Source organism: Rossellomorea arthrocnemi (genome assembly GCF_904424705.1).
GTDB classification, from domain to species: domain Bacteria; phylum Bacillota; class Bacilli; order Bacillales; family Bacillaceae_B; genus Rossellomorea; species Rossellomorea arthrocnemi.
On record NZ_CAJGBF010000006.1, the window covers coordinates 112,927 to 131,963 of the forward strand.

Genomic DNA, 19,037 nt, shown 5'->3' on the forward strand with positions numbered 1-19,037 from the left:
TAAAAAGCTCACAAAAACTGTTTGAATTTCCCTTCGGTTAAATAAGATCTTTAACTAAACGTTCAATATAAAAAAATTACCAGGTAGTCATTATAGCATTTTTATGATGAAAATACAAATTTATTGTTGACAACCTATTTTATCGCGGGTTAAAATGTAGTTTTGTTTAAATCTTGATGATTGGTACAACCCTGATTTTTTTGGTTTTTCTCGTCAAAATCCCCATATTGACCGACTGTACGGTAACGATGGACGTGCACCAATGAGGAGGGTTACAATTAAAAAAAGAAGCACGAGAACCCTCATCCCAATGCTTCCTAAATATATAAATAAATGAGCATATATCCACTATTATTCCCTATTCCCCCGGAACCCGACAGTCGATCCCCGCTTCACCAATTGAACATCCAATACCATTTTCATAAGTTCCGTCGACTTATTTTCAATTAAATCAATCAGATTGGTGGTGGCCTTTACACCGATTTCATAAATAGGCTGCTGAATGGTGCTTATTTCGGGTTCGACCATTTGGGTCAATTGAATTCCGTCAAAGCCTATGATGGCTATGTCCTCCGGTACTTTCTTTTTTAAGAGTTGGAGTTGTTTCAGGGAGCCGAGGGCCATCAGATCATTCCCTAGAAATATACCATCTACATCCTCATGTTCCTCCAAGATTTGTTTGGTTACTTTCATTCCGCTATCTAAAGAAAAGTCTCCTTCGTATGTCAGGATTTCTTTATCAGGGGAATGGGCACGTATCGTGTCAACAAACCCATTCATCCGTTCGATGACCGGCTTGGAAATGGGTAAGCCTGATACATGGGCAATTTTTTTACATCCGATTTCGATCAAATGTTCCGTGGCAAGCTTGGCCCCCATATAGTTATCGACTTCAATAGAGTTATATGAGTCCCCATCAGCCGCTCGGTCGATCTTAACGAATGGGATATTAAGTCCTTTTAATTCATCCCTCATTTTATCGCTGAATTGAAAGGAAGCAATGATAAAGCCATCCACATACCGATTCTGGAATGTTCTCCAAAAGGTATTATTCTGAAGCTCTTCATGCTCGGCGTTCACGAGGATAAGACTGTAGCCTTTTGATTTGGCTACATCTTCTATGGCGACGACCAATTCAGGGAAGAATGGGTTTTTGATATCGGGAATAATGAGGGCAATCGAGTTTGTTTTCTTCTTCGCCAGCCCTCTTGCAATTTCATTGGGTTTGTAATCCAATAATTCCATGACCTTCTTGATTTTTTCCTCACTTGCTTTACCTATGTATCCACTATTGTTCAAGTACCTTGAGACGGTGGCTACGGACACACCTGCTTCTCTTGCCACATCTCGTATTGTTACTGACTTTCTTTCCACAAGATTGTACCTCTTTCTTTATCAGCCGTTTCCTTCTAGTATATCAATTGATGGATTAAAAAGGGGAAATAAGCATCAGAACCAACATGATTCTGATGCTTATTATACTCAATAATTACTTCTCACTTACGGTGAAATCGGTAAGGGTCCCTTCCCCTTCTTCCAGGCAGCCAAAACCGAACATTCCTTGTGAATACGCGTCATCCTGAACTTTCAGTATCGCTTCACCATTAATTGAGAACATTAGATTCTCACCTTCACATTGGACATTAAATCGATACGTTTCTCCATGTTTCCAATCAAACGGAACCGTTTCTAAGCGTGTATAGCCAAAGTCATGACGAATGAGCGACACTTTTCCCACTCCATCGAATCCAACAAGATAATGACGCTTTATTCCGTTAGCACGGAAAATCATGCAATGACTTTCCCCTGATTCGGGTTGTACACTCACTTCTACTTCATAATCACGTGAATAGTAATTTCCAGTGTAACTAGAACAGTTATCAGGTGAAATATATCTCATTTTCTTCTCTTCAAGCTTCCACTCTCCTCGATGATGGGCGAAAGGAGTAATGCTTAAGAATTCAACATACTGTTTGGAGAAGTCGATTCCATAGGAAGCCTTCCCACTTACATGGAACTCCCCAATATATAAACAGCCTAAAGCCCGGTTTGTTAGTGGGGAAGTCGTCCGGATGATGAATCCTACTTCATCGATTAATGCACCTTCCGTATCAGGCACTATAAATTGAAGGTCATTCCAGCCCTGATCCTGTAAAGAAATACCGTCCTGGATAAGCTCTTCTCCCGTATGCGTATTCTTAACATAAGGAGTAAGGGTGATCTCCTCTCCCTCCCACTGATCAAGGAAGATTTTCATGCTGACCTTTTGTCCACTATAAACCGTTGGAGCAAAGGTCGGTTTATACTTTTCATCGTTAAATTCATTTCTTCTGTAAAACGGTTTGTAGAAGATCTTACTCTGATCGCTTTCAATCATCCGGTCAATCACGACTTTCAAAGAGCCTCTTCCATCAAGACCGATTTCATCGCTAGGGTAAAGAAGGGATTTAAATCCGTTATCCGTTCTGAATCCGTGCGTCGAACCAGGAAGCATGAAATCAAAATATACGTCCCCTGGCTTTAAGCTCTCTGCTAACCTGGAAGGTGCCTCAAGTTCAGCCAGTTTATACCCTAATAATGTCACTTCTTTTGAAAAAGTCGGGATATCCAGTACGTTAAGGTAACCTGATACGCTGGAAGTACATATAAAGTCATTGATCGGCTTTCTATAATGAGAAGGAATTCCTTCAATGCCATGAAAGACTCCAGCTATGGTTCCTACATTCCCAGCGTTACAATCCGTATCCCATCCACACATGGTAGCCATTTCAATCGTTCTGGCAAAATCCCCTTCACCGTATAACAATGACAGTATGCAAACACCGGCGTTAGGAATGATATGACACACACCTGTATACTTATCGTAACCCCATTCATCTTCAAGGTATTGACGGCATGCCCTAAAGTCATCTGGATGGTCCTTATGAAACGCCCTTACAGCGTTCACTACACTTGAGTAGGTTGAATCCTCAGGGATGACACTGAGTCCTGCATCCAGAATGTCCTCCATCGAGGTTGCTTCGAATGCTTTTGCAATACATGCAGCCATAAACTTCGCTCCATATACGCCATTCCCATCATGAGATACACTTGCTGCTTTTTCTGCATAGGACGCAGCCTTGTCCATTCTTCCTGGAAACAGCAGTCCCCAGGTATCAATGAAGATCTGACCACCAATTTGTTCTGCCTCAATTAATCCGTTCATTTCAATGGATCCCGATTGAGGGGCAGGGATCCCTCTGGAGAGATTCATATACGCAGTATGCTCCGTACTGATTCCTTCTCCTCCCCACCAGAACATCCCGATCCCTTCACGGGAATAATTCAGCCAGGCTCTTCCTACATCCTCCGCTGTTAATTCTCTATTCGAGGCATCATCGTATAAAGCCCTCATGAAGAAGACAGGGCCGTTGGCATCATCGTCGGCCGCAAATGTCTTGTATTCTTTCGTGTAGCCCCTTATGTCACCAAAGACCTCTTTTATACGCTTATCCGTCCACACAGGGGGTTCAACCGGGGCACCCAGTCGAATCCCGACATTCATTCCTAAAAATCCTGCGTAGACTTTTTCTAAATAGTTCTCTGGAATCAAACCATCCACTCCCCATTAGCAGTATTCATTGAAGTACGACATTCTCTTTTCTTGAATCGTTAAGTCCTTTTTCATTATGTGCTTCGCGGTTTCACAGAATCGATCGGAAACCTCGATTAAATTGATTTTATTCGTTTCTTGTAAAAGTTCTACATCTTCTTTTTTCACTACTTTTTCTCCATACATCGCTCCAAGGATAACCCCGATCATCACACCGATTGAATCTGTGTCCCTTCCAGAGTTGATCCCATCATAAATGGATGGATAGAAATCTCCATCATTTAACACGATAAAGGCAAGGGCCATTGGAAGTTCTTCAATGGAAAATAGACGGCTTGGCGTATAATGATTGGATGGGATCCCCACTTTCTCCACCTTTCTGTGAACGTCGTCACCCATAGGGGAATACTTCTTCATAATGGTTTGGAAAGTATCAATGACCCGGTCCATCTCTACTCCCTCATCCCGGAGACTCCGGGCTGCCGTTGTCAGCTCTTCAATCGCCATTTTCGTTCCGTCTTTCGCAAGACTGATGGCGGTTTCAATGATGTCATCGACACTTACTCCATGTTCAAATGCTTTCGCCACACAGGCAGCCAACACACCTGCAGCTTCTAGCCCGTAGCTGCATTGATGCCCCATGGCGAACAGAATCGCTTCATCATAGGCAGCTTTAGGATCTCCTGCATTCACAATGCCGATTGGGGCAATATACATGGCAGCTCCGCAATTGACCATATTACCAATTCCGCCTTCTCGCGGATCACAGTTCGCCAGCACATGACGCATAAAGATATACTTCTCAGGATAGAAGAGGCGGTCGATGATCATCGCTTCCCGACCAAATTCAGGAATGTAGGTTTTATTGTAAGCAATCTCCTTCACGAACTGATTACCCAGGTCATATGCATCTAAATGTCTGCCTTCTTTATTGTAGACATTGATCAAGGCAATGGTCATAAGAGTATCATCCGTTACCGTACCATATCCCCGTTGTCTACCCAGATTCACTTCGACCGGAGCATCCGCTTTATACCATTTGGTCTCTAATGATTCCACCCGTTTATATTGTTCCTTAATTTGTTCGTAGCTTAATTTCTCAATCGTCGCGCCTAATGCATCACCTAAAGCGGTCGATAGGACGACGCCTCTCACTCGTTCTTGAAATGAAGTCATATTCCGAGCCCCTTATTTTAATTGTTTGTTCGCATAATCGGTGATTTTCTCTCCACCGGCATTGTTCCATTCTTTTACGAACTTGTCGAAATCATCGATTGGTCTTTTCCCTGTAATGACGTCTGTCGAAAACTCTTTGTATAAGTTCTCCATCGCATCCCAGCTGGAAACATACTCTTCAGGTAAGATGAAATTATTGTCTTCCGCATAATACTTGGTAGCTAAATCTTGAGAGTTCGCCGCAGGTTCACTTAATAGCGGGGTTTTAACCGGCATATACAGTTCCATATCCGTCGGCTCCCAGAAACGTGAATACCATTCTCCATAGTATTTATCTGTCAGTTCGATTTCTCCGTCCTTCACATTGTAGTGCTCCCCTTCAAATCCAAGACGGTCAAGCTTCTGACCTTCAGGGCTTGCCAGGTAATCAAGGATGTCGAATACCAGTTCTTTGTTTTCAGATTGAGATGAGATTCCAAGCCCGCGTGATTCTTTCGTGATATCAGTCGCACCAAACCCTTGGCTTTCTCCTTTAGCAGGTGGAAGAACAACTAGTTCTGACTCTTCCCCATTCACCTGCATCATCTTTCCGTTATAAATATCAATGACCTTTCCAGCCGTGCCGGGAATGATAGCTGCTTCCCCATCATAGAAAGCCTTTTCCTTTGTATCCCATTGTTTCGTAATATACTGTGGATCCAGTAATCCATCTTTATATAATTTATGGTAGAACGCCAGTTTCTCTTTTTCTTTTGAGGATACTTTCGCGTATTCATATGAACCGTCGCTCTTCTTTAGCCACGTTTTGTCTAAGCCGAAAGCCATATCAAAGGTGTAATTGATTTCAGCCATATCTCCAGCCGTTGTAATCGCATAAGAAGGTTTATCGCCTCCCGGCTTCGATTCCACCAGCTCTTTGAAAAAGGCATAATAGTTATCGATTGTGGGATCCTCCATGAGAGCAGTTGACGTTTCCATCTTATCGAACCAGTCTTTTCTGATGACAGGCACTTTCGGAGAAAGCGGTTTGATCCATAATAGGTAAGGGTAATTTTCTAATCTTTCCTTGTTATAAGGAGCTAATGCGTCCTTTAAATACTCTGACTTCTTGATATATGGACGTAAATCTTCCAGCAAGTCCTGATCTGAAATCTGCTGATCCCCACCTTGGAAATAAATCAAATCCGGTATTTCCCCACTAAATAAAAGCAAGTTGAGTTTTTCCGCATAGTTTCCTTGTGGTAAATCTACTAATTCAAAGTTAACGTCTATATCTTTATCTTTCTTCAAGGCTTTTTCTAATTCATCGAAGTACTTAACTGACACCTCATTTGAATTGGTTTCATCTTTATAGACCACTCGAATGGTCTTTCCATCACCGGATGATTCTGAATCCTTACTTGATTCTGAACTGCACGCAATCAATCCAGCCATTAACATGATACTTACCAGCAGCAATAACCCTTTTTTCATACCATTTCCCCCTAAATAATTTAATGGATAATCAGTTTGCCACTACTTTGAAAGTTCAATCAGTCCTTGACCCCTCCTTCCAAAGCACCTTTCGCATAATACTTAAGAATCATAGGATAGAGAATCAGCAATGGCACCATGGCAATGATGATGGTTCCTGCTTGTAAAGAACCGAAGTCAAGCGCTGCTACTTGATCATATGAAAGGATATTTTGAGAACCAAGTATCGCTGTATTGTCCCTTTGTACGACAAACTGTCTTAATACGACTTGAAGTGGCCATTTATTCGGATCTGTGAGGTAAATGGTCGCCCTGAAATATTCATTCCAATGGTACACACCATAGAATAATCCCATAGTTGCTAATCCTGGTTTGGATAAAGGAAGCATGATTTTCGTATAAATCCGGAAATGTCCTGCTCCATCGATCCGGGCCGCTTCCAGAATGCTATCCGGTACATCTTCAAAGAATCTCATCAGGATAAAGAGGTAATAAATATTGATAGTCTTATACAGAATTAAGGAAGAATAAGTGTTTAATAGACCTAAATCCTTAACTAATAAGTATTCCGGTATCAAACCCGGTTCGAACACCATAATAACGATAAGAAAAAGAACAACAAGTCTTTTTCCGACGAACTGAGTTTTGGCCAGCACATAAGCTGCCATTGACGTTAGAAACAGGTTAAGAAATGTACCCACAATCGTAATGAAGAAAGTATTAAATATACTCTTCATCACTAAAGGATTCGAGAGTAACACTTTGTAGTTAATAAGCGAGAATCCCTCCGGAAAAATCTGCAACCCTCCCAATTTATGCACTTTCAATGGGTCGGATAGAGACATAGCCAGCAAATTCAAGAGCGGGATCAACACAGTAAGTGTCAGGATAAACAATGTAATAGATATGATGATCCTTGTCGGATTGTACTTTTTCACTCAGAAAACCTCCTTTACCAAACACCCTTGCCTGAAAACCGCTTCGCTATAAAATGAGTACTTAAGATCAGGATTAACCCGATGACTCCTTTGAATAAGCTGGCTGCGGTAGCATAGGAATATTGACCATTTAATATACCGATTCTATACACATACGTATCTAAAATATCGACCACACTTATAACAGAATCGTTCATCATATTGAACACCTGGTCAAACCCGGCGTTCATAAAGAATCCGAGATTCAGAATAAAGACGGTTACCACTGTACTTAACATGGCCGGCAATGTAATATATCTCATCTGCTGGAGGTTTGACGCTCCGTCTATCTTAGCTGCCTCATATAAGGACGGGCTTATCTTCATAATAGCTGCAAGATAAATAATCGAATCCCACCCAGAGCTCCTCCAGATTTCCTGGAACACGAGCACCCATCGAATATGATCTTTACTAGTCAAAAAATCAAGGGATGGAAGCTGGAAGAAATTCCTGATGATATTGACCCCACCGTCAGAAGGATCCAGTATGCTGATCCAAATCCCTGCGATGACTACCCAGGATAAAAAGTGAGGTAAATATACGATCGATTGTATATACTTTCGGAACTTCCCATTTCTTAATTCATTGATCAATAATGACAGGATGATCGGTACAGGGAAAAAGAAAATGATTTTCATCGTACTGAGGATAATGGTATTCTTTAGTACATCCATAAAAGCAGGAGAGCTGAATAACACTTCAAAGTGCTTCCATCCTACCCATACATTATCGCCAATGATCCGATAATCCTGGAAGGCAAGCTTCATCCCGATCAATGGAATGACATGAAAGATACTAAAGTATAAAATCGCAGGGAAAAGCATGGCATAGATGACCCAATCTTTTCTAATTCGACTTAAAGAGGCCTTGACTCTCATGGCTGCTCACCCCTATATTCATGAACTCTTCAATTTCTTCCTTTGTCGGCATTCCGCTCTGGGCACCTTTTTTCAAAATGGAAAGTCCTGCAGCGATATTGCCAAACCGGATACTTTCCTTCAGGCTCTTCCCTTCACCAATGGCGACAGCAAACGCACCTGAGAACGTGTCTCCCGCTCCAGTCGTATCGACGGGGGTAACCGCTACTGATTGTACTTGGACAGGCTCCCTTCCATTGAAATAGGTAACCCCATCCTTTCCTCTTGTTATAATCAGTTTGTTCGGATGGCTCTTAATGATTTCTTCATACGGTAGATTCGTACCGAGAACGGTTTTATATTCATGTTCATTCGGAATCAGATAACTGATCTTCTCTACCAACGTTTCGCTGAGTCTATAAGCTGGCGCCGGATTTACAATAATCGTCTTGCCTTTTTCATGAAGAAGCGGAATAATAAATTCCAGCATTTCCATCGGGGTTTCTAACTGAAACAAAAATACATCACATTGATACAGGTCTGTTAATACATCCTGGATATAGGCTGAATTGGTAAACTCATTAGCCCCCGGCACAATCAAAATCCGATTCTCACCTTTACACAGTTCTATGAAAGCAGCACCTGTTGCCACACCCTCAACGTGATTCACATGGTTTAACTGGATATTCTCCTTCGCCATCTTTCTAAGGAGAATCGATCCATTTTCATCTTTCCCTACCGAGCAATAAAGAGCTACCTCCGCTCCTAACCGCGATGCGGCCACAGCCTGGTTGGCTCCTTTACCTCCTGGCGAAAGAAAGTAATTTTTTCCGGAAACGGTTTCCCCCATACTAGGGAGAACATCGGTTTCGACTACATAATCTATGTTGATGCTTCCAATCACAGCAATCCTCGTCACTTCTTTCACCTTCCTATTCAATCATAATCTTCATTAAAGGAGCATGCTGTTGCGCTCCGTATACATCCCGATCACCGACGGTTCCTGACGATATATCCCTCGCAATCGTTACCTTGAACCCTAATGCCTGATCGAAAAATACGAGGTGATGAATCTTATCTTCCTCTATCCCGTAAAGCTTGCTGATCGTTTGCTTCGTGATCTTACCTGAATCTTTCACTCTGTTATAGTTGTCCACTGAATCAAACAGGACATCGAGAGTAATTTCGAACGGGCCCGAATTCTTACTGCGTAACACCTTGGCTAATTCAAATAAAGGTTCCATATTGCCTCCTATACAAACTCGACCTGAAAAGGATTTTCTACTATTTCCATAAGATGATAAACGGAAAACTCATAAACAGGTCCAAATTCGACATCACTTGGCGCAAAGGGAAAAGCAAGGTTTCCTGCTGTAGATTTCCGGCCCTCGTAGCCGTAATGCAATAACGTCGACCTGACAGTCGAACAGATGCTGCTTGCAATCTCCTGAGTTTCTGCCACAACCTCATATAACACACCGATTTCGTGATGATGAAACGGTTCTGTTTCTTTGCTTCCTAATACAGCGTTTTTGCCATAGTTATAGAAGTTAATCTGATAATCATCGGAGGAAATTTCGTTATAATAGGACCCCGCCTGTTCCTTCACTTTCTCCTGAACCTCTTCCAATTTATTTAGTAAGAGAGGATCTCTTACACCTGCTATTCCAAACGTTCTATAAGCTACTAAACTCGCACCCTCCAATTTGACAAAGTGAGATTCATCGCGGATATATTTACTGCCTGAAACTCTCACAATGCCAGGTTCCTCTTCCTTAAACTCGCATTCACTTAAATCCAGACTGAACCCTGGACCATGAAGAAGATACGGATGTTCTTTTTCATAGAATGTATGGGCGGCCACACTTATGGGGTTGCACTGTCTCAATGGGTTTAAAGATTGTACGGTAAAAGATTCATCACTTATCGTTCCGAGGATCGAATCCTTCGTGGTTCCCGGTTCTGCGCATAACGCACCACACTCCAGAATCTTACCCAGGTGATACGAAAGGCCGGGATCCTTGCCATGATATATGCCTATCGCTGCAAATGGAGACGGATCGTACGCTCTTCCACAAATAATAATGTCAGCACCCTCCTCCAATGCTTCTACGATCGGTTCATGCCCCATCTGAGCTACAATCGATGTACTCTTCCTGATAGTCTCTTCCGTCAATTCGGGAATGTTCGCTCCCATTGGTTTGATTCTATCTGTGTGAAGTGCCTCAATGACTTCCTCAGGGGTAAAGTCTGCCCAAATGATCGCTTTCTTAGCGTTCAACTGATGTTCATCCAAAATTTCATTGATTATACTCATCGTCCATTCGATATGGACATCAGCCCCTGCACCACCGGCAGAACCAATGATGACGGGAATCTTCCGTTTTATGCCGTTTCGAATGATAATGTCCAAATCCTTCTTCGCAGCCCTTCTGCTGACAATGGAGACTCCGGCACCCAGCTTATGAGGGCCGGCATCTGTAGATCCCGCATCCACTACGATCCCGTGGACTTCCTCTTTCAATCCATTCAGAAAAGATTCTTTCGGAAACCCATATCCCAGCATGCCGCAAGGAGACAGTATTCGAATATCTTTATTCATTGTAAAACCTCTTTTATTTGTATTTTTTCACTTAGCTATACCGATTTGTGTAACCGGTTACACATTGTTACAAAAAAATATATGTAACCGGTTACATATTTATGATTAAAGAATAATAGAATTTTTTCCATAAGTCAATACACTTTTTAATTAATTTGAATTTTAAGAAATATGAATCGGGGTCAGACCCCCGATTCACGACCGAGGGTCTGACCCAACTTCCCAATTCCTCTACTTTAATGATCATTAACAGATACCATTATTTTTGTCATAACCGTTTTTTCTTGGTTTGGTTCGATAATTTGAAGACCAGTAGCCGAGTAATCTAAATCAAGATTAGGAGCATTCGTCACCCATGTATATGGTTCTGGACATACAAACTGCTGATTTCCATCGTGATTATAAACAACCCAAAACTTAAAGTTATTATCTGCTTTGTATGTAACCTTAATTCCAGTAGGTTCATTTACAACAATTGCTTCATTGATGCCAGACTTTTCGACTGATGATAAAAACACATCATCAAGAGAAAGGTTCTTCAAACTCATTCCATTCCACAATTTTTCCTTATACTCAATTTCATCTAGCTCACCAGTCGGCAAGTTACGTTCATTAAGTTTCCAACGCTTTTCAGCCGATACTGAAAATATTGAATGATCTTCAGGAAACAAAAAGGTTGTATGATAGCCCAGCCCCCACGGGAACAGCCGGTCACTTTTATTTATAATAGTTGCATCCTTATGTATCGTAGCCCCATCTAATGTAAAAGTCATTATTACAGTAAAGTGGTGTGGAAATTGCCTTATTACTTCCTCATACCTAGAAGAGTTAAATTCTGTTTTAATTATCACTTTGTTATCTATTACCTCAGCTTTTGTAAGATTCCATCCTCTAGTATGGACAAAACCATGTATGTGATTGTCCTTATCTATCTCATTTTTATCAAACTGGTAAACTTGTTCATTAAAAGTATAGGTTCCTTGTTCAATGCGATTGGGGGGGAATAATATTGGTGTTCCAAAAAGAACGGGTGTCTCCCAAAATTGACTGGCTGAACTGGGGACACGAAGTAATTCCTTATTTTTCTTCTTCTCTACAAGTGAAATCAGGTTAGATCCCCAAGCTGGTACTATAATAAATTCTAAATGATCATTACCTGCTTTAATCGCTGCCTTTTCTAAAAAACGTATATTTTCTACATATTCATTCATACAGAACAATCCCTTTCGTTCGTGAAGTTGCTACTAAGTTTCTAGAAGAATATAAACAGCATTTATTATTTATCATTAAAGGTGCCTCATAACTCTCAAATATTTTTGGTATATCTAACTCCACGGCACAATCTTTGAAGATGCTGCCTCTCTGCTAACAATAGCCCAAAGCTCCATAAACTCTTCGATTCCAATTGCATCTTCGACTGAATTATAGTACGCTAACTTTAACTTAATTAATTTAATTAATTAAGTGAAGTGAAGTCAGAACCTGATTGACTTTGATGAACAGCCTCATCAAGAGTATAGGAGGTATTTATGAATAAGGCAACTACTTTAATAACTGAGTTTAAATCCATCTTTAATACACACAATACCCCTAGGATCTTCTTCGCTCCAGGAAGAATCAATCTAATCGGAGAGCATACGGACTATAATGGTGGGCATGTTTTTCCAGCGTCTATTTCTTATGGTACCACTGCATTGGGAAGAAAGCGGGACGACCAAAGGATACGTTTTTACTCAATGAATTTTCCTGAAGCAGGAATCATAGAATGTGACTTATCTGACCTTTCTTTTAAAGAATCTGACCAATGGGCAAATTATCCTAAAGGGATGTTTCTTTATTTAATGGAGGCTGGTTATAAGGTTCGCCACGGGGCAGATATTTTATTTTATGGCAATATTCCCAACGGGGCTGGTCTTTCCTCTTCTGCGTCCATAGAAATGGCAACGGGCGTTTTATTGAATGGACTTTTCGATTTGAAATTGAAACGAATGCCCATGATTCAATTTGGTCAAATGGTTGAAAATAAGTATATCGGTGTCAACAGCGGGATTATGGATCAATTTGCTATCGGAATGGGAAAACAAGATCATGCCATCCTTTTAAATTGTCAAACTCTTGACTATCAATATGCCCCTCTTGAATTGGGGCAATATGTCATCATGATTATCAATACAAATAAACAACGTGCGTTAGCCGGTTCAAAATATAACGAACGTCGTACGCAATGTGAGCAAGCACTTAAAGACTTACAACGTGAACTAACGATTCATAGTTTAGGAGAATTAACACCAGAAGAATTTGAACTGAATAAAGAACTCATCACAGATGAGGTGAATCGAAAACGAGCTAAACACGCTGTATATGAAAATGCACGCACATTAGAAGCCCTAAAAAATCTGCAACAGGGAAATCTTATACGTTTTGGTCAATTAATGAATGAATCTCATCGCTCACTGAGAGACGATTATGAGGTTACTGGTCAAGAGCTTGATACCCTCGTCCATGCTGCATGGGCACAAGATGGAGTAATTGGCGCACGTATGACTGGTGCTGGGTTTGGCGGTTGTGCCATTGCAGTTGTGGCAAAGGATAAAGTAAATGATTTCAAGAAAAACATTCATACTATCTACAGAGAAAAAATCGGTTATGATGCAACATTCTACACAGCGGGGATCGGCAGCGGTGCTAAAGAAATTTCTAAGGGGGCTTTACTATGAGTATATTAGTTTTAGGCGGTGCAGGGTATATAGGTTCACATGCTGTTTATCAATTAATTGATCAAGGTGAACAGGTTGTGGTGGTGGATAACCTTGAAACGGGACACAGACAAGCCATACATTCTAAGGCTGCATTCTATGAGGGCGACATACGTAATATTGAGTTCTTACGTTCAGTATTTGAAGAAGAACCGATTACGGCTGTCATGCATTTTGCAGCCAATTCGCTAGTCGGCGAGTCTATGAAAAATCCACTCAAGTATTATAATAATAATGTTTACGGGACACAGGTTTTGCTCCAGGTCATGTTTGAATATAAAATAAAACATATTGTATTCTCTTCTACTGCAGCAGTATATGGTGAGCCTGATACGGCACTTATTACCGAATCGGCACCAACGAACCCAACGAACACATATGGTGAGACGAAACTTACCATGGAAAAAATGATGAAGTGGACGGAACATGCACACGGGATAAGATATGTTTCACTACGCTATTTTAATGTAGCTGGTGCAAGAGTCACTTCAGAAATCGGGGAGGATCATCAACCCGAAACCCATCTTATTCCTATCATCTTACAGACCGCTTTAGAACAACGACCTCATATCACAATCTTTGGAGATGATTATGACACACCTGATGGATCTTGTATTCGGGATTATGTTCATATCGAAGATTTAATTACTGCCCATCTTTTAGCCTTAAACTATTTACAATCTAACGGTAAAAGTGATGTTTTTAATTTGGGAAGCAGCCAAGGATTCTCTGTGAAAGAAATGATTGAGGCAGCAAGAAACGTTACAGGCAAGGCCATTCGAGCAGAAGTTGGTCCGCGCCGTGCTGGAGACCCAGGGGTTTTAGTAGCAAGTTCGGAAAAAGCGAAACAAGTACTAGGTTGGAATCCTAGTAGAACCGCCGTTTCAAAAATGATTGGGGATGCTTGGAAATGGCACTCCTCCCATCCAGAAGGGTATAAAAAGGATGTGCTAACATGATCTATCAACATATTGCCGGGCTGATTCAGAAGGCGTTGGATGTGCAGTTAATTGAACCTGCAGATAAGATTTATATTCGAAATCAAGTGATGAACTTACTCGGACTGGAGGCCTACCCTGAAGACGTGCAAGAAAGTGATGATACGCTTTCGAATCTTGTAGAGAAAATCATTGCATATGCAGTGGAAGAAAAAGTGATCGATAATTTCTTTGATGACAGAGAAGTCTTAGCAGCTAATATAATGAATTGCTTTGTTCCAAGACCATCTATTGTAAATGCCCTATTCAACCAAAGTTATCAAGAGTCACCAGCTGCAGCTACGAATTACTTTTATAATTTAAGTATCAACAATAATTATATCCAAAAAAACCGGATCGAAAAAAACATCTCTTATAAATCTGATACAGCATACGGTCAGTTTGACATTACCATCAATTTATCAAAGCCGGAAAAGGATCCGGAGCAGATTAAGCGGGAGCGGGAAATGAAACAAACGATTAGCTACCCTACATGTCTGTTGTGCATAGAAAACGAAGGATATGCAGGAAGATTAGGTCACCCCGCACGTGCCAATCATCGAATTATCAAAATACCACTTTTAAATGAAAATTGGTATTTACAATACTCTCCTTATGTTTACTATAACGAGCACTGCATATTACTTTCTGAAGAGCATCGGCCTATGAAAATAAATAGAGAATCATTTGAACGATTACTTAGCTTTGCAGAGAAGTTTCCGCATTACTTTATCGGTTCAAATGCTGATTTACCAATTGTCGGCGGCTCCATATTAAGCCATGATCACTACCAGGGAGGAAGATATGAATTTGCCATGACCCGTGCTGAAGATGCTTTCCACTTCAATTTAGAAGGCTATCCAGAAATACAGGCTTCAGTGCTGAACTGGCCGATGTCTGTGATCCGTTTACGGTCAAAACGTACGGTATCCCTCGTCAATGCAGCAGATAAAATTTTGCTTGCTTGGAGAAATTATACTGATGTATTTGCAGATGTATTAGCTTTCACGGATGATACACCACATAACACGATAACCCCCATTGCAAGAAATCGAAATGGGGTCTTAGAACTCGATCTCGTATTAAGAAATAACCGTACTACGGATGAGCATCCTCTGGGTATTTTTCATCCACATGAAGATGTTCACCATATTAAGAAAGAAAACATCGGATTAATCGAAGTGATGGGATTGGCTGTACTACCACCTCGGTTAAAGGATGAGCTGGTCGATATAAAAGAGTTTTTACTTGGTAACTCAGATCAAGTAGCTTCCTATCATAAGGGCTGGGCAGAACAACTGAAACTTGAATACGGTATATTATCTAATGAAGAGCAGGCAGAAACCATTTTACGAGAAGAGCTTGGGAAAAAATTTGTGAAATGTCTGCAAGATGCCGGCGTTTTTAAAAATAGAGGCGACTTTGAGAGGTTCATAACTTCTTTGAATAAAATAGAATAGGAGTATCAACGAAACGCTGATCCCGGCAATTTCTGTGATCCGAGGTTTTTATAGCCTCGGTTTTTTTGCTTTATATGTTCACTCTGCTTTGCCCTACCTTTATTTGATATCGGCCCTTAACCTATTAAAATTGGATCAAATAATTCAACAAGTAGTAAGGAAACAGCACCTAATAATGTCGCATCATGGCCTAATCGCGTCACCACTATCTCCGTTTGTCCCGCCTCCTTTATCAGTACCTTCTGCTGAATCATTTCAAGCAGACCTGGCATTATATATTTTTCACTGTTCATTACTCCCCCACCGAGAACAATCTTGCTTGGATTGATTAAATGTATTACGTTCGTTAAACCAATACCAATGATGTTCCCTGTTTCTTTAAGCAGGTTTATACAGAACTGATCCCCATTTTGAGCCATATCGTATATATCCTTACCTGATAAAGAGTCAGAGCTTATGCCTTCATTGGACTTTTTTCTTGCCTTTTCAGCAATGGCATCACCACTCACTAAAGTTTGTAGACAACCCCGATTACCACATGCACATATTTCACCATTTATGTCTATTGTCATATGTCCAATTTCGCCAGCAATCCCTTTTGCTCCATGATACAATTTACCATTAATCACCAAACCAGATCCGACACCCCGTCCAATATTTACGGCAACCATGCTATCGACATCGCCATGCCCGCCAAACCAAGATTCACCCAACGCCATCGCTCGCGCATCATTTTCAACTTTTACCGTCATGTTAAACTCTTTCTCCAGTGTTGCTTTGATCGGGATATTTCCTAAGTTCAATATTGGTGCCACAATTGATGTACCCTCTTCAACATCTACGACGCCGTGCATGGCTACCCCAATACCAATAATTTTACTTTGCTCCACATGATAAGATCTTATAATCTTATATATAGATTCTTGTAATATGAATAAGAATTTCTTATTTGTTAAATGTTGTGGAAGCAAATCAGATGTCCTGTAAATAATCTCTCCCGCTAAATCTGTCAGAATACATTCCACTCTTTCAGGTCCTGCATCTACACCAATGACATAATATGCATCTTTATTAATATGAAGCATTGTGGGTTTTCGTCCCCCGCTAGAACTGCCCAGCATACTTTCTCTTACTAATCCTTGCTCAATGAGTTCTTTTACAATACTGCTGACAGTAGGAGGAGTAAGACTTGTTTCTTTCGCAATCTGTGCCCTGGATATAGATTCTGAAGTCCGAATCTTATTCAGAATGATTGATTTATTTACAGATTTCATTAATTGAAACGTACCACGCTGCATTGAAAAGCCCCCAAATGACATTATATTGAATTATTGTACCATAATTCATTCGTTCATTTTATTAAGTGTTGTGTGCAACTACCCCGAAACCCTTCCAGCTGTAAATCTATTTTCTTAATAAGAATAAAAAACGGCGGGTGCTCTACGCTCCTGCCGTTTATAGATGTTTACTTATATAAGATTTTCTACTGCTGCTCTTTCAATCGCAAGTCCATTTTTATAGCGTTCCATAAACTTCTCAAAGCCTTCTACATCTGCACGATCAGGTGACATTCTCTGACCTGCTATTTCAACAAATACCTTCTGACTTAAATACTCTTCCAATGTTTCATTATCTGTTTTATTCATCATGTATGATGCTAGTAAAGCAATACCCCATGCTCCGCCTTCACCTGCAGTTTCCATAACAGAAACAGGAGTATCGAGGACAGCTGCCATGAGGCTTTGACCAACTCCTTTTGTCTTAAAAAAGCCGCCGTGACCTAAGATTTCATCCAGCTTCACTTCTTCTTCTTTGAGGAGAATATCCATTCCAAGCCTCATGGCACCTAAAGCTGAAAATAAATGTACACGCATAAAATTAGCCAAATTGAAATTACTATCCGACGATCGAACAAACAATGGCCGGCCTTCCTCAAAATGAGTAATGTGTTCACCAGAAAGATAACCGTAAGCCAGTAGACCCCCGCCATCCGGATCTCCCTGAAGTGCCAAGTTATAAAGAGTTCCGTACAACTTATTCACGTCAACTTCCATACCCATTGTTCTTGAAAATTCATCAAACAACCCAACCCAGGCATTGATGTCTGAAGAACAGTTGTTAGAATGCGCCATTGCTACCAGGTTACCAGTAGGTGTGGTCACAAGATCGATCTCTGAATATACTCTGGATAGTTCCTTTTCCAGCACCACCATCGCAAATACAGATGTACCGGCAGAAACATTACCCGTACGCTTCCCTACACTGTTTGTTGCAACCATGCCGGTTCCTGCATCACCTTCCGGGGGACATAGCGGAATACCAGCCTTCAAGTCCCCGGATACATCCAGAAGCTTTGCTCCTTCCTCTGTAAGGACCCCCGCGTTTTCACCTGCTACCAAGACTTCAGGCAGAATATCAACAAGTCTCCATTGAAAGTTGTTCTGTGCTACTAAATCATTAAATTGTTTGATCATTGATTGATTATAATGTTTCGTATTTAAATCAATCGGAAATACGCCTGAGGCATCACCAACCCCTAAAACCTTCTCCCCTGTCAATTTCCAATGGATGTAACCAGCTAGAGTTGTCTGGAAGTTGATGTCAGAAATATGTTCTTCCTGATTCAATATAGCTTGATACAAATGGGCGATGCTCCATCTTTGCGGAATTTGATGGTCAAACAATTCTGTCAATACCTTAGAAGCCTGTTCAGTCATATTATTCCGCCAGGTACGAAAAGGGACCAGCAGCTCTCCATCTTTGTCGAAGGCCATATAACCGTGCATCATCGCACTAATCCCGATTGATCCAACTGTTTGTAATGTTATTCCATATTTATGTTTCACATCACCAGCCATTTTTCGATAGCTGTCCTGTACACCTTTCCAAATATCTTCCTCACTATAAGTCCAGATGGTGTTGCCATGGCTATTTTCCCAATCATGACTGCCAGATGCGATCGGACTATTGTCTTTTCCAATCAGAACTGCTTTAATACGGGTCGATCCAAGTTCTATACCAAGCGATGTTTCGCCGCTATGAATAGTTTCCTTCACATCAAGACTCATGTTTTTCCCCCCCAAGGTGTTATTATTCTAAATTGATTTCCTAATAGTAGAAAAATCCCCCTTCCAGTAATCTGTCTACCTAAAGGGGAACATATTTTT

General features: G+C 40.9%; 15 protein-coding genes. 3 read left to right on the forward strand and 12 right to left on the reverse strand.

What is annotated here, in order from left to right; genetic code table 11:
* Positions 1–351: 351 nt before the first annotated feature.
* From BAA9072_RS10805 to BAA9072_RS10850, 10 genes are all read right to left on the reverse strand, one after another.
* A complete protein-coding gene (locus tag BAA9072_RS10805) occupies positions 352–1,374 on the reverse strand; it encodes a LacI family DNA-binding transcriptional regulator (RefSeq protein ID WP_201714686.1) in 1,023 nt (340 codons plus the stop codon).
* A 115-nt stretch (positions 1,375–1,489) separates the two neighbouring features.
* Complete coding sequence (locus tag BAA9072_RS10810) at positions 1,490–3,601, reverse strand: ADP-ribosylglycohydrolase family protein (protein ID WP_408015227.1); 2,112 nt, start codon at positions 3,599–3,601, stop codon at positions 1,490–1,492.
* 6 nt (positions 3,602–3,607) lie between these two features.
* Positions 3,608–4,768 (reverse strand): ADP-ribosylglycohydrolase family protein, encoded by a 1,161-nt coding sequence (locus BAA9072_RS10815; protein WP_201714688.1) that lies wholly within the window; start codon positions 4,766–4,768, stop codon positions 3,608–3,610.
* A gap of 12 nt (positions 4,769–4,780) precedes the next feature.
* Positions 4,781–6,241, reverse strand: coding sequence for an extracellular solute-binding protein (locus BAA9072_RS10820; RefSeq protein ID WP_201714689.1), 1,461 nt, complete (start codon positions 6,239–6,241; stop codon positions 4,781–4,783).
* Between the two features lie 59 nt (positions 6,242–6,300).
* A complete protein-coding gene (locus tag BAA9072_RS10825; protein WP_098439467.1) occupies positions 6,301–7,179 on the reverse strand; it encodes a carbohydrate ABC transporter permease in 879 nt (292 codons plus the stop codon).
* 14 nt (positions 7,180–7,193) lie between these two features.
* Positions 7,194–8,096, reverse strand: a complete 903-nt coding sequence (locus BAA9072_RS10830) for an ABC transporter permease (protein WP_201714690.1) — start codon at positions 8,094–8,096, stop codon at positions 7,194–7,196.
* Complete coding sequence (rbsK, locus tag BAA9072_RS10835; protein ID WP_201714691.1) at positions 8,065–8,994, reverse strand: ribokinase; 930 nt, start codon at positions 8,992–8,994, stop codon at positions 8,065–8,067. Before rbsK ends, BAA9072_RS10830 begins: the two co-directional genes overlap by 32 nt.
* Before the next feature lie 13 nt (positions 8,995–9,007).
* Positions 9,008–9,319 (reverse strand): DUF4387 domain-containing protein, encoded by a 312-nt coding sequence (locus BAA9072_RS10840; RefSeq protein WP_201714692.1) that lies wholly within the window; start codon positions 9,317–9,319, stop codon positions 9,008–9,010.
* 8 nt (positions 9,320–9,327) lie between these two features.
* The gene (locus tag BAA9072_RS10845) at positions 9,328–10,677 is read right to left on the reverse strand and encodes an acyclic terpene utilization AtuA family protein (RefSeq protein WP_201714693.1); all 1,350 of its coding nucleotides are present in this window, start codon (positions 10,675–10,677) and stop codon (positions 9,328–9,330) included.
* 236 nt (positions 10,678–10,913) lie between these two features.
* Positions 10,914–11,888 (reverse strand): aldose 1-epimerase, encoded by a 975-nt coding sequence (locus BAA9072_RS10850; protein ID WP_201714694.1) that lies wholly within the window; start codon positions 11,886–11,888, stop codon positions 10,914–10,916.
* Between the two features lie 318 nt (positions 11,889–12,206).
* Here BAA9072_RS10850 and BAA9072_RS10855 point away from each other — a divergent pair, with 318 nt between their 5' ends.
* The 3 genes from BAA9072_RS10855 to galT are packed head-to-tail and all read left to right on the forward strand — an operon-like array spanning position 12,207 to position 15,870.
* A complete protein-coding gene (locus tag BAA9072_RS10855) occupies positions 12,207–13,394 on the forward strand; it encodes a galactokinase (protein WP_201714695.1) in 1,188 nt (395 codons plus the stop codon).
* A complete protein-coding gene (galE, locus tag BAA9072_RS10860; protein WP_201714696.1) occupies positions 13,391–14,392 on the forward strand; it encodes a UDP-glucose 4-epimerase GalE in 1,002 nt (333 codons plus the stop codon). Before BAA9072_RS10855 ends, galE begins: the two co-directional genes overlap by 4 nt.
* On the forward strand, positions 14,389–15,870 hold the full coding sequence (gene galT, locus BAA9072_RS10865; protein WP_201714697.1) for a UDP-glucose--hexose-1-phosphate uridylyltransferase: 1,482 nt from the start codon (positions 14,389–14,391) through the stop codon (positions 15,868–15,870). The genes galE and galT overlap by 4 nt, the downstream gene beginning before the upstream one ends.
* A 116-nt stretch (positions 15,871–15,986) precedes the next feature.
* On the opposite strand, the gene BAA9072_RS10870 is transcribed toward galT, so the two are convergent.
* Positions 15,987–17,168 carry an ROK family transcriptional regulator gene (locus BAA9072_RS10870; protein ID WP_201714698.1) on the reverse strand — a complete coding sequence of 394 codons (1,182 nt, stop codon included), beginning with the start codon at positions 17,166–17,168 and terminating at the stop codon, positions 15,987–15,989.
* A gap of 171 nt (positions 17,169–17,339) precedes the next feature.
* Positions 17,340–18,938: a xylulokinase gene (locus BAA9072_RS10875; protein WP_201714699.1), complete on the reverse strand. Its 1,599-nt coding sequence runs from the start codon at positions 18,936–18,938 to the stop codon at positions 17,340–17,342.
* Positions 18,939–19,037 lie beyond the last annotated feature (99 nt).

What these genes read in the sequence shown, in the direction of transcription:
- BAA9072_RS10815 (WP_201714688.1), bottom strand. Translation starts at nt 4,768, where the DNA reads ATGACTTCATTTCAAGAACGAGTGAGAGGCGTCGTCCTATCGACCGCT.
- BAA9072_RS10820 (WP_201714689.1), bottom strand. Translation starts at nt 6,241, where the DNA reads ATGAAAAAAGGGTTATTGCTGCTGGTAAGTATCATGTTAATGGCTGGA.
- BAA9072_RS10830 (WP_201714690.1), bottom strand. Translation starts at nt 8,096, where the DNA reads ATGAGAGTCAAGGCCTCTTTAAGTCGAATTAGAAAAGATTGGGTCATC.
- BAA9072_RS10840 (WP_201714692.1), bottom strand. Translation starts at nt 9,319, where the DNA reads ATGGAACCTTTATTTGAATTAGCCAAGGTGTTACGCAGTAAGAATTCG.
- BAA9072_RS10845 (WP_201714693.1), bottom strand. Translation starts at nt 10,677, where the DNA reads ATGAATAAAGATATTCGAATACTGTCTCCTTGCGGCATGCTGGGATAT.
- BAA9072_RS10850 (WP_201714694.1), bottom strand. Translation starts at nt 11,888, where the DNA reads ATGAATGAATATGTAGAAAATATACGTTTTTTAGAAAAGGCAGCGATT.
- BAA9072_RS10855 (WP_201714695.1), top strand. Translation starts at nt 12,207, where the DNA reads ATGAATAAGGCAACTACTTTAATAACTGAGTTTAAATCCATCTTTAAT.
- galE (WP_201714696.1), top strand. Translation starts at nt 13,391, where the DNA reads ATGAGTATATTAGTTTTAGGCGGTGCAGGGTATATAGGTTCACATGCT.
- galT (WP_201714697.1), top strand. Translation starts at nt 14,389, where the DNA reads ATGATCTATCAACATATTGCCGGGCTGATTCAGAAGGCGTTGGATGTG.
- BAA9072_RS10870 (WP_201714698.1), bottom strand. Translation starts at nt 17,168, where the DNA reads ATGCAGCGTGGTACGTTTCAATTAATGAAATCTGTAAATAAATCAATC.
- BAA9072_RS10875 (WP_201714699.1), bottom strand. Translation starts at nt 18,938, where the DNA reads ATGAGTCTTGATGTGAAGGAAACTATTCATAGCGGCGAAACATCGCTT.